At 53.7% G+C, this 14,139-nt stretch carries 1 protein-coding gene; it reads right to left on the bottom strand.

Translation table 11 applies throughout. From position 1 onward, the window contains the following. Positions 1–14,139: amino acid adenylation domain-containing protein (locus CKY02_RS21330; RefSeq protein WP_146747482.1), on the bottom strand; the 14,139-nt coding region annotated here is incomplete at both ends.

Genomic DNA, 14,139 nt, shown 5'->3' with positions numbered 1-14,139 from the left:
AAATATGCGCCAGCCGCCCGCTAGGATAAGTCGGGTCTAGCGGCACATACGCCCCGCCCGCTTTCATCACCGCCAGCAATCCCACTACCATCGCCGGTGAACGTGACACGCAAATCGCCACTCGCTGGTCAGGGGCAACACCGAGTGCAATAAGCCGATGAGCCAGCCGGTTAGCGTGGGCATTTAATTCGGCATAACTGAAGGTCTGCTCTTCATACACTAACGCTGTCGCGTCAGGAGTTTGCTCTACCTGTTGTTCAAACAGTTGATGAACACATAACGTCTCAGGATAAGCGCTTTCCGTCGCGTTCCAGGTTTCCAGCAACAGTGTACGTTCCGCTTTCGGCAAGATTTCCAATGCCCTAACAGGCATGTCCGGCACTTGCTCAAGCGCATCCACCAGACTTTCCAGTGCTCGTTGCATATAACCGCATAGACTTTCCGGATCAAGCGGCTGCACGACCTGCGCCGTCAGCCCCAAGGATTCGCCAAAATCTTCCACCGACAGCATTAACGGATAGTTGGTCCGCTCCTGTCCACCGATAAATTCAATACCGCTGATGATGTCATCCGACGCTGCCAGCAAGGTATTGTGCCGATAGTTCAGCAAGCTATTAAAGAGAGGGATCTCACCCTGCACGCCGCTGCAACGCTGAGCCAATGCCAGTGACGCGTGCTCATGTTCTAATAGTCCGGCAAGTCGAGCATGGGCAGCCTGCACGCTGCTCCGTACCGGGGTCTCATCGATATCCAGCCGCAACGGCAAGGTATTAATAAATAGCCCCATACTGTTGTCTGCCCCTTCCCCTGCCTGCATACGCCCAAACAACACCGTGCCAAACACGACATTCTTCTGACCACTGGTACGCGCCAACACCTGCGCCCAAGCCAGATGACACAAGGCCGCCAGACTGACACCCAGATGTCTCGCCTGATGGCGCAAACGGTCATTTAACCCGGCTGGCAACATCCGGTGAACTTCCGTCACCTGCGAACCATCACAATGCACTTCCGTCAAACCAAACGGCAGAGTCGGTTCATCGACCTCCGCCAGCATGTCGGTAAAGAAACGGCTGTGCTCTTCCTGACTCACGCCCAACCGGACCTGAGCCACCAGATTGCGGAAAGGTGTCGGCACAGGCAGGCTCTCTTCCTGACCTGTCAGATACGCCTGCACTTCACGGTGCATCACTTCCAGCGCTTCATGGTCGCCGATTAAGTGATGATGCAATTCCAGTAACAACCAACGACCATCAGTGTCCCGAGCGATGACAAAACGCAACAGCGGTGCTTCGCTCAGGTCGAGACGATGATGACGCGGATCAAAACGCCGGGTTAACTGCTCACTGATCGGGCCGTCAGCCGGATTTAATGTCAGCTCCGTCACTGACAATGGGGCCTGACGCCAGACTACCTGCGCCGGCACTGATAATCCTTGCCAGAGGAAAGCGGTTCGCAGAATATCGTGCCGATCAATTATCCATTGAACCGCCGCCAGATAACGATCTAACAGCGTTCGGTCAGCAAAAGCCATTTGCCCCGTCAACAAATACGGATCACCTTCATTTGCCAACAGATGGTGGAACAAAATGCCATCCTGCAACGGCGATAGCGCATAGATATCCTGAATATTGGCGATCCCGCCCGGCACCTGCCCGACGATGTGGTCAATGTCAGCTTGGGTCAAATCAATCAGCGGCAACATCGCCGGCGTCAGCGCCGTGGTATCCGGTGTAATACGGTTGTCAGGCACCTGAATTTCATTATGCTGAACCAGAGACTGCGCCAAAATACAGAGTGTTGGATGCTGGAATAACGTTTTTACCGATACACTCAGACCAATATGCCGCAATCGTTCAATCATGCGCACAGCAAGCAGAGAATGACCACCCAACGCAAAGAAGCTGTCATGCCGGCTAATCTGTTCAATGCCCAGCAACTCACACCAGACAGCCGCCAGCATCGTTTCTATCCTCCCTTGCGGGGCTTCATAGATCTGACGGGCAAACGCCTCTTCCCCCGGCGCCGGCAACGCCCGACGATCCAACTTGCCATTTGGGGTCTGCGGTAAAGTCTCCAGCCGCACAAAGGCTGCCGGGACCATATAGTCAGGTAAAACCGCACTCAAATATTCACGCAAACGGGTTGCCAACCCTTCATTCGCTTCTGCCGCCACATAGGCTACTAGCCGTTTGCCCTGCTCATCTTCCCATACCAGCACTGCCGCCTCTTGCACCGCCGGGTGTTCTTCCAGCCGGGTTTCAATTTCCCCTAGCTCAACCCGGAAGCCGCGAATTTTGACCTGCTGGTCGTTACGACCCAGAAACTCCAAGTTGCCATCCGGCAAATAGCGGGCCAAATCCCCAGTAACATACATCCGTGCGCCGGGTACTGAACTAAAAGGATCTGGTATAAAACGTTCCGCGCTCAATTCTGGCAGGTTAAGGTAGCCTCGTGCCACACCCACGCCGCCAATATACATTTCGCCAACGCCGCCTAACGGGACTAACTGACCGTATTTATCCAACAGGTAAACGCGGGTATTTTTAAGCGGTCGGCCGATAGAGCAATCATCGGCTGGGGATAAAACCTCCTTACAAGTCGCCGTTACGGTATTTTCCGTCGGCCCATAGGCGTTCAACAGTCGGGGCCGGTGGACTTCCCGCACAAACCAATCCTGAATGGCGCTCTTTTTAACCGCCTCTCCACCAATGATAATGAGTCGGAGACAATCCGGTAGCGGTAATGTCTTGTTGTCTCTGGCAATCAGTTCGGACCAGAATAACGCTGGCAGAGACATCACTGTGATACGGTGCTGCCAGGCTAAGCCAATAAACGCCGACATCGACGCCAGCCAACTGTCATCACGCATGACCAACGTGGCACCATTGCATAATGTCGAGAAACATTCCTCCACTGAAACGTCAAATGCAAAAGAAGCAAATTGCAACAGCCGATCTTGCGCCGTCACCGCATAGGTCTCATTAAAGCCCAAATGACGCTGATACACCGCCTGATGTTCCACCATCACCCCTTTTGGCTGCCCGGTTGAGCCGGAGGTATAGATGATGTAAATCAGGTGTTGTGGCGTCAACGCAGCTACCTGCGGATTGTGGTCCGACTGGTCTGGCAAGGTATTCGGATCAAATACCGTCAGTCTGCTCAACGCCTCATCACCTAATGCCGCCCGTCCAGTCGCATCAGCCAACACCACTGACGGCGTTGTATCATTCAGGATATACGCCAAACGTTCTAACGGATAGGTTGGGTCCAGCGGCACATAGGCACCACCGGCTTTCAATACCGCCAACAGCGCTACCACCATGACCGGTGAACGCGACACACAAATCGCCACCGGCTGGTCAGGTACGACACCCAATGCGATAAGCTGATGGGCCAACCGGTTAGCGCGAGCATTTAATTCGGCATAACCGAGGGTTTGCTGTTGATATACCAATGCCGTGGCTTCCGGGGTTTTCTCCACCTGTTGTTCAAACAGTTGGTGAATGCATAACGCCTCAGGATAGGCGGTTTCCGCCGCGTTCCAAGTTTCCAGCAATAGCTTGCGCTCCGCCGAGGCCAAGATATCAATTTCCCCGATCAGCTGTTGGGGGTTAACCACCATCGCTTGCAGCACAGCATGCAGATATCCCACCTGCCGTTCCATTGTCGCGGGATCAAACAGGGCAGTGGCATAACTCAATGCCCCTATAATCCTGCCCTCCTCCTCTAACAAACCTAGTTCAAGATCAAACTTGACAATATCAAAGGGTTGATAGACCGGTGAGACTGCCAGCCCCGGTAATCCCCATTCTGAGTTCTCATTGTTCTGCCAGGCAAACATCACTTGGAACAATGGGGTATGCGCCAACCGACGCGGCGGTTGCACGATTTCCACCACCTGTTCAAACGGTAAATCCTGATACTCCTGCGCCGTCAATGCGGTTTGCCGGACTCGCGCCAGCAACTCACTCACCGTCAGTTCACCCGATAAATCCATGCGCAACGCCAACGTATTGACAAAGAAGCCAATCAACGGCTCCACTTCCTGACGACCACGGCCCGCGCTTGGGGTACCAATCACCACATCGTCCTGACCTGACAAACGTGACAGAACCACTGCCCAAGCTGACAACAGCGTCATGAATAAGGTGACGCCCTGCTGCTCACTCAGGCGCTTAAGGGCTGCCGTTAATTCCACGTCTAAGTTAACCGGCACGGCATCTCCGGCAAACGACTGCTCCGGCGGACGAGGTCGATCTGTCGGCAGATCCAACAGAACCGGCGCGTCAGCCAACATTGCACGCCAATAGTCGGATTGAACCTGAACCCGTTCAGCCGACAACCACTGACGCTGCCAGGCGGCATAATCCGGGTATTGAATCGCCAATGGCGGCAACAAAGCCGGTTGCCCGGCTATAAACGCGGTATAGAGCGCGTTCAGTTCCTGCATCAATATATTGGCAGACCAGCCATCGGAAATAATGTGATGCAAAGTCAGCAAAAATTGATATTCGTCATCGGTGAGCCGGATGAGAGCAGCACGGATAAGCGGGCCACTTTCGAGGTCAAATGACGCGTGGGCCTCCTCTGTACTCAGGCGCTCAAGGACCTCATCAGCATCCGGAACGCCGCGCAGGTCATATTGAGATAACAGTAAGCCGCTATCCGGCTCCAACAGCCGCACTTGTGGCTGACCATCAATAGAGACAAAGACAGAACGCAATGCTTCATGACGGGCAAACAAGGTATCCAGCGCCTTTTGCCAAGCCGCGATATCCAGTTGACCAGACAAGAGCAGGGCCATCGGGATATGATAAGTTTCACTGACGCCCTCAAGCTGCGTCAGGAACCATAGACGCTGTTGAGCAAACGACAACGGTAATTCCCCTTCTCGGGATATCGGCAGGATGGACGGCAATAGCGTGTCCGACTGACCCATCCGAGCCTGCATGATCTCAGCAAAATCCCTTAATGATGGGGATTTAAACAGGGTAGTCAGCGGCAGTTCAATCCCTAAAGCGGTTACTCGATTCATCACTCGCATTGCCAGTAACGAGTGACCGCCCAAGGCAAAGAAATTGTCATGTCGGCTGATCTGTTCAACCCCCAAGACTTCACGCCAAATCGCCGCCAGCACCATTTCCGTTTCCCCTTGTGGCGCTTCATAAACTTGACGAGCAACAGCTTCACTGTCCGGTGCCGGTAACGCCCGACGATCCAGCTTACCATTCGGCAGTAATGGGAATGCATCCAGCCGCACAAAAGCCGCCGGCACCATATAACCCGGCAATAGGGCGCTCAAATGAGTACGCAGACTATTCACCAACTCGTCATTTGCCCGCGCTTCTATATAGGCAACCAACCGTTTATCCTGCCCATCATCCAGAGCGAGTACCAATGCGCTGCGTACCTCTGGGTGTTCTGTCAGTCGGGCTTCAATTTCCCCCGGTTCAATACGGAAACCGCGGATTTTAACTTGCTGGTCATTACGGCCAACAAATACCAGATTGCCGTTTGGCAAGTAACGGACCAAATCCCCGGTTCGATACATCCGCGCATCAGGTCTATCGCTAAACGGATCAGGCAGGAAACGCTCAGCCGTCAATTCCGGCCGGTTCAGGTAGCCACGGGCGACGGCGATTCCCCCAATATAAAGCTCACCAGTGACACCGATTGGAACAGGTTCCCCTCGGGTATCGAGAATATAGATTTGGGTATTGGATATTGGCCGACCAATCGGTACGTTATCAACAAAACGGCTCGGGTGATTAGTATCAAACACAGTACAACCCACGACGGTTTCGGTTGGGCCATACTCGTTAATGATGCGTGATCCAGGCGATAATGTTCGCCAGAGTGCAACCGTGGAACCGGGTAGCGCCTCTCCGCCCACGATAAAGCAGTGCGCAGGGCATTCTTGTCCCGCTGTTTTTAATTCCTGACCCATTGCTGAAAGATGGCTAGGGGTAATTTTAACCAGAGCACCCGATTCCATTGACAGCAACGCAGGGAGCAGTTCAATCAGTTCCTGCCCGTCACGGATCAAGCGGATCTTGCCGCCACACAGTAAAGGCAGGTAAAGACTGGTCACGGTGGCATCAAAGGCTAACGGTGACGAAACGATACTATCGAATTGCCTTTCTGTGAGGTAATCACTCAGCGCCCATCGCAGGTAGTTGCAAACCCCTCGATGTTCCAGCATCACTCCTTTCGGTGTCCCCGTCGAACCCGAGGTATAAATGATATACGCCAGATGTCGTGAGGTTAATTCAGGTAGTTGCGGGTTGTAATCCGGCTGGTTAAGCCGCGCATTTGGGTCAAGTACGGTGAGCTCTGCCAATGCCTGCTCACCCAACGCAGCGCGTCCGGCCTTATCCGCCAGCAAAATAGTTGGCGCGGCATCAGTCAGAACATACGCCAGACGCTCCGCCGGATAGGTTGGGTCCAGCGGTACATAAGCTCCCCCCGCTTTCAATACGGCCAACACTCCCACCACCATTGCCGGTGAGCGTGCCACGCAAATTGCTACCCGCTGATCGGGGACGACACCCAACGCAATCAATTGGTGAGCCAGCCGGTTAGCTCGGGCATTCAGTTCCTCATAACTGAGGGTATGTTCTTCATAAACCAGTGCCGTGGCATCAGGATTTTTCTCTGCCTGACACTCGAATAACTGATGAACGCATAACTGCTCAGGATAGACGGTTTCAGTCTCGTTCCACGTTTCCAGCAACAGCCTCCGTTCCGTTTCAGGCAGAATATTCAGTATCCGTACCGGCGTTTCCGGCGCCTGTTCAAGCACCTCTACCAAACTTTCCAATGCCTGCTGCATATAACCGCATAGTCTCTCTGGCTCAAATGGCTGCACGACCTGAGCAGTCAATCCCAAAGTAGAGTCGCCATCCTCCACCGACAGCACAAACGGATAGTTAGTGCGCTCTTGCCCTCCCAAGAACTCAATGCCCTGCACGGCCTCATGCGGGGCCATCGGGTTCGCATTATGCCGGTAGTTCAACAGGGTACTAAAGAGCGGAATATCACCCTGTACGCGACTGCAACGCTGGGCCAATACCAGCGACGCATGCTCATGCACCAGCAATCCAGCCAGCCGGATATGTGTTGTCTGTACGCTGTCTCGTACCGAGGTATCATCGATATCCAGCCGCAGCGGCAAGGTATTAATAAACAGCCCCATACCACTGTCGGCACCGTCTCCCGCCTGCATACGTCCAAACAGTACAGTGCCGAACACGACTTTCTTCTGACCACTCGTATGCGACAACACCTGAGCCCAAGCCAAATGACACAACGCCGCCAGACTGACGCCCAAATGTCTCGCCTGATGACGCAAACGGTCATTTAACTCGGCCGGCAACGTCCGATGGGATTCGGCCACCAGCGAGCCATCACGATGCACTTCCGTCAGCCCAAACGGCAGGGTCGGTTCATCGACCTCCGCCAGCATGTCAGTAAAGAAGCGAGAGTGTTCTTCCTGACTCACCCCCAGCCGGACCTGGGCCACCAGATTGCGGAAAGGCGTCGGCGTCGGCAAGTTGTCCTCTTGATCCGTCAGATAGGCTTGGACTTCGCGGTGCATCACTTCCATCGTTTCATGGTCGCCGATCAAATGATGCTGCAATTCCTGCAACAACCAACGACCATCCGTTTCCTGAGCGATGACAAAGTGCAGCAATGGTGCCTGCCTCAAATCAAGACGATACCGACGCGGATCAAAACGCCGGGCTAGCTGCTCACTGACCGGACCGTCAGCCGGGTCCAGAACCAGTTCAGTCACTGATAATGGAGCCTGACGCCAGACTACTTGAGCCGGGACTGACAAACCTTGCCAGATAAAGGAAGTACGTAAAATGTCGTGCCGATCAACCGCCCGTTGAATCGCCGCCAGATAACGATCCAACAGCGCCCGGTCAGCAAAGGCCATCTGCCCCGTCAACAGATACGGATCACCTTCATTCGCCAGTAGATGGTGGAATAAAATGCCATCCTGCAACGGCGACAGCGCATAGATATCCTGAATATTTTTGAGCCCGCCCGGTATCTGCTCAACGATAAGGTCAATCTCAGTCTGAGTCAGATCAATTAACGGCAGCAGATCCGGCGTCAACGCCACCGTATCCGGCGTAATACGGTTGTCAGGCACCGGGATTTCATCATGCTCAGCCAGAGACTGCGCCAGAACACGAAGTGTTGGGTTCTGGAATAGCGTTTGTACCGATATCCCCAGACCGACACGCCGCAATCGTTCAATCATCCGTACAACGAGCAATGAATGACCGCCCAGCGCAAAGAAGTTGTCATGTCGGCTAATCTGCCCAATGCCCAGCAACTCACGCCAAACAGCCGCCAGCATCGTCTCTATCTTCCCTTGCGGAGCTTCATAGACCTGACGAGCAAACGCTTCCTCTCCCGGCACCGGCAATGCCCGGCGGTCCAGCTTACCATTCGGGGTCTGCGGGAAAGTATCCAGACGTACAAAAGCCGCCGGTATCATGTAGCCGGGCAAAATAGCACTCAAATGGGTACGCAGGCTATTAACCAATTCATCATCTGCTTGCGCCGCCACATAGGCAACCAGCCGTTTGTCCTGCCCGTCATCCAGCGCCAATACCAGCGCTTCGCGTACCGCAGGATACTCTGTCAACCGGGCTTCAATCTCTCCCGGTTCAATACGGAAGCCGCGAATTTTAACTTGATAATCATTACGGCCCAGGAATTCCAGCTCGCCATCCGGCAGGTAGCGGGCTAAATCCCCGGTGCGATACATCCGCGCACCGGATACCGCACTAAAGGGATCGGGCAGAAAACGCTCCGCACTTAATGCCGACTGGTTAAGATAACCCCGCGCCACCCCGACGCCGCCAATATACATTTCGCCGGAGCAGCCTAATGGCACCGGTTGCCCCTCTTTGTCCAGCAGATAGACGCAGGTATTTTTAATCGGCCGACCGATAGAACGATCATCCTCCGGCGAGACGACTTCTTTACAGGTCGCCGTCACGGTATTTTCCGTCGGACCATACGCGTTCAATAGCCGGGGCAGATGACCTTCCTGCTTAAACCAATCCTGAATGGCGTTCTTTTTGACCGCCTCACTGCCAATGATGATGAGCCTGAGACACTCCGGTAGCGGTGATCCGTTATAGCCGGCCGCCAGTTCAGACCAGAATAAGGTCGGCAGGAACATGACCGTGATACGATGTTGCCGGGTTAAGGCAATAAATTCCGGCATCGAAGTCAGCCAGCTATCATCCCGAATCACCAGCGTAGCCCCGTTGCATAATGACGAGAAGCACTCTTCCACTGAAACATCAAACGCAAAAGCAGCAAATTGCAACACTCGATCTTGTGCGGTGACGGCATAGTGTTCGTTAACGCCCAGATAACGTTGATACACCGCCTGATGTTCTACCATCACCCCTTTCGGCTGCCCGGTTGAGCCCGAAGTATAGATGACATAAGCCAGATGCTGTGGCGTCAACGCAGAGACCCGCGGATCGCTGTCAGGCTGGTCAGGCAAGAGATTCGGGTCCAATACGGTCAACCCCGAAAGCGCCTCCTCACCCAATACTGTCCGCCCAGTACTATCCGCCAGCAAAATAGATGGCGCGGCATCAGTCAGGATATAAGACAGACGCTCACCCGGATAAGCGGGGTCCAATGGCACATAAGCTGCCCCGGCTTTCAACACCGCCAGCACGCCCACTACCATCGCCGGTGAACGTGTTACACAAATCACCACCTGCTGATCGGGTATTACACCGAGCGCAATCAGTTGATGAGCCAGTCGATTGGCACGGGCATTCAACTCTGCATAGCTGAGAGTTTGTTCCTGATACATTAGCGCTGTAGCATCAGGATTTTTCTTTACCTGTTGTTCAAACAACTGATGAATACATAACGGGTCAGGATACGGGGTTTCCGTGGCGTTCCAAGTTTCCAGCAATAACGCGCGTTCATCCTCAGGCAGAATGCCTAGTGTCCGTACCGGTGTCTCCGGAGCCGACTCAAGCGCCTCCACCAGATTTTCCAGTGCCTGCCGCATATAGCCGCATACTCGCTCCGGTTCATATGGCTGGACAACTTCAGCCGTTAATCCCAGTGCATCACCAAAATCTTCCACCGACAAGGAAAACGGATAGTTACTACTCTCTTGCCCACCAAGGAATTCGATACCACTCATGGTTTCATCCGAAACCACCGCCAATGAGTTATGTCGATAGTTCAACAAAGCACTAAAGAGTGGCATTTCACCCTGTACCCTGCTGCAACGCTGGGCTAATGCTAATGAAGCATGCTCATAATCTAACAATTCGGCTAATCGGGCGTGTGCTGCCCGTACACTGTCCTGTACCGGGGTATCATCGATATCCAGCCGCAACGGCAAGGTATTGATAAATAGCCCCATGCCACTGTCAGCGCCTTCCCCCGCCGCCATGCGCCCAAATAGCACGGTGCCAAATACCACTTTCTCCTGACCACCGGTACGCGACAACACCTGTGCCCAAGCCAAATGACACAAAGTTGCCAAACTGACGCCCAGACGTCTCGCCTGACTGCGCAGACGATCATTCAACACCTGAGATAACATTTGGTGTGATTCCGTCATCTGCAAGCCATTACGATGCACCTCCGTCAATCCAAAGGGTAACGTGGGTTCATCCACCTCAGCCAGCATGTCGGTAAAGAAGCGGATATACTCTGCCTGATTAACCCCCAACCGTGCCTGAGCAATCAAATTACGGAAAGGTACCGGAACGGGCAGGCTATTCCCTTGCCCGATAAGATACGCTTGAATCTCCTGGTTCATGACCTCCATCGTCGTATGGTCGCCAATCAGGTGGTGCTGCAATTGCAATACTCGCCAGCGGCCATCGGTTTCCTGAGCCACCACAAACTGCAACAACGGCGCTTGATTCAGGTCAAGACGATAATGACGGGGATTAAAACGTTGAGTCAATTGATCACAAATCGCCCCATCAGCCGGGTCGAACGTCAATTCAATGACCGATAAAGGTGCCTGACGCCAGACTACCTGAACCGGCACAGATAATCCCTGCCAGAGAAAAGCAGTCCGTAGGATATCGTGACGTTCAATCACCTGTTGCACCGCCGCCAAATAACGGTCTAGCAAAGAACGATCAGCAAACACCATCTGGCTGACCACCAGATACGGATCACCTTCGTTTGCCAGTAAGTGGTGGAACAAAATACCGTCCTGCAACGGTGACAGGGCGTAAATATCCTGAATATTAGCCACCCCGCCCGGCACTTGCCCTATGAGACAATCAATATCAGCTTGAGTCAGATCCATCAGCGGCAACATCCCCGGCGTGAGTGTCGTCGTCGCTGGCGTAATGACATTCGGCGGCACCACCACGGCCCGGTGCTGCTTCAATGTCTGTGACAGTTCAGATAACACCGGCGACTGGAACAAGTCACGTACGGCCAGTGTCAACCCCAAGTGACGCAGGCGTTCAATCATCCGTACCGCCAGCAGAGAGTGGCCTCCCAGTGCGAAGAAGCTATCGTGCCGGCTAATCCGTTCAATACCTAGCAAATCACGCCAAATGGTCGCCAATGCGATTTCCGTTTTCCCTTGAGGCGCTTCATAAACCTGACGGGCAAAAGCCCCGCCATCCGGTGCCGGCAGAGCTCGGCGATCCAATTTACCGTTCGGCGTTAATCGAAACGCATCCAGCCGCACAAAGGCCGTTGGCACCATATAATCCGGTAAAATGGCGCTCAAATGGGTACGCAGGCTATTCGCCAGCCCCTCATCCGCCGGTGCCACGACATAAGCAACCAGACGCTTATCTTGCCCTTGCCCCAATGCCAACACCACCGATTCACTCACTGCCGGGTGTTCCAGCAGTCGGGCCTCAATTTCCCCCGGTTCAATGCGGAAACCGCGGATTTTAACTTGTTGGTCGTTGCGACCCACAAACACTAAATCCCCCTCCGGCAGGTAACGGGCCAAATCTCCGGTACGGTACATGCGGGCACCCGATTGATCACTAAACGGATCAATCAGGAAACGTTCCGCCGTCAGTTCAGGGCGATTCAGATAACCTCGTGCTACACCGGCCCCCCCAACATACAACTCTCCTATTGTCCCCAACGGCACCGGCTGACCGTATTTATCTAACAGATAGAGAGTTAAATCTGGAATACGCGCGCCAATAGGGCTGGTTATCTGTTCCACATCATGTGGATTCAGCTCCCGATAAGTCACATGAACCGTTGTCTCCGTGATGCCGTACATATTCACTAACCTTGGTGACGTCTCTTCACGCAGGTGATACCACGGTCGCAACATACCCGGATCGAGAGCTTCTCCCCCAAAGATGATATAACGCAACTGGTCCGACAATGGGTTGTCAACATAACTGGCAATAAAGGCTTTGAAAGCGCTCGGCGTCTGATTCAATACGGTGATACCGTGCTGACACACGAATTGATGTAGCTCTTGAGGGGAGCGAGCGATCGCGTGCGGCACCAGAACCAGTTTAGCGCCATAGCGTAACGCTCCCCATAATTCCCATACCGAGAAGTCAAACGCGATGGAATGGAACAGACACCAAACATCTTGCCGGTTAAAGTGATACCAGGATTCCGTCGCGTCAAACAAACGCTGGATATTACGATGCTCGACCATCACCCCCTTCGGCGTCCCGGTCGAACCCGAGGTATAAATTATATAAGCCAGGTGCTGTGCGGTTAATGCCGGTACCCGTGGGTTACTATCCGGCTGATCAGGCAAAATATTAGGATCGAGCACAGTCAGAGTAGCCAACGTTTTCTCATCCAACGCACTCCGTCCGGTATCATCCGCCAGCACAATAACCGGAGCAGCATCAGTCAGAATATGTGCCAAACGCTCCCCGGTATAAACCGGGTCCAACGGCACATAGGCACCACCGGCTTTCAGTATTGCCAATACTCCTACCACCATTGCCGGTGAACGCGACACACAAATCGCCACTGGCTGATCGGGTACGACGCCCAGTGCGATAAGCTGATGGGCCAACTGGTTAGCACGGGTATTTAATTCGGCATAACTGAGGGTCTGCTCTTCATACACTAATGCTATCGCGTCAGGGGTTTGCCCTACCTGTTGTTCAAACAATTGATGAATACACAATGTCTCAGGATAGGCGGTTTCCGTGGCATTCCAAGTTTCCAGCAACAACCTGCGCTCCGCAGGGGACAAGATATCAATTTCTCCGATGAGCCGTTGAGGGTTAGCCGCCATCGCTTGCAGCACCGCATGCAGATATTCCACCTGTCGTTCCATCGTCGCCAAATCAAACAGGGCGGTGGCATAATTCAACGCCCCAACAATCCTGCCCTCTTCTTCTGACAAGCCCAGTTCAAGATCAAACTTGACAACATCAACGGCTTGATCGACCGGTGAGACGGCCAGCTTCGGCAGTTCCCAGTCCGTGCTCTCATTGTTCTGCCAGGCAAACATCACCTGGAACAACGGCGTATGCGCCAACCGGCGCGGCGGCTGTACAATTTCCACCACCTGTTCAAACGGTAAATCCTGATGCTCCTGTGCCGCCAATGCGGTTTGTCGAACTCGCGCCAGCAACTCACTCACGGTCAACTCACCCGATAAATCCATGCGCAACGCCAGCGTATTGACAAAGAAGCCAATCAACGGCTCCACTTCCTGACGACTACGGCCCGCGCTCGGTGTGCCAATCACCACATCGTCCTGACCTGACAAACGTGACAGAACCACCACCCAAGCTGACAACAACGTCATGAATAAGGTGACGCCCTGCTGCTCACTCAGACGTTTCAGGGCCGTTGTTAATTCCACATCCAGATCAACCAGCACGGCATCTCCGGCAAACGACTGCTCCAGTGGACGAGGCCGATCAGTAGGCAAATCCAACAGAACCGGCGCGTCAGCCAGCATTGCACGCCAATAGTCAGACTGAACCTGAATACGCTCAGCCGACAGCCACTGACGCTGCCAAGCGGCGTAATCCGGGTATTGAATCGCCAATGTCGGCAAGGGATCGGATTGTCCGGCCATAAACGCCGTATAGAGCGCATTCAATTCCTGTATCAGCACATTGGCAGACCAGCCATCGGAAATAATGT

The organism is Photorhabdus bodei (genome assembly GCF_003287735.1).
GTDB classification, from domain to species: Bacteria; Pseudomonadota; Gammaproteobacteria; order Enterobacterales; family Enterobacteriaceae; genus Photorhabdus; species Photorhabdus kayaii.
Note: the sequence above shows the minus strand (reverse complement) of the source record. Positions and strands in the feature narration are given on the sequence as shown.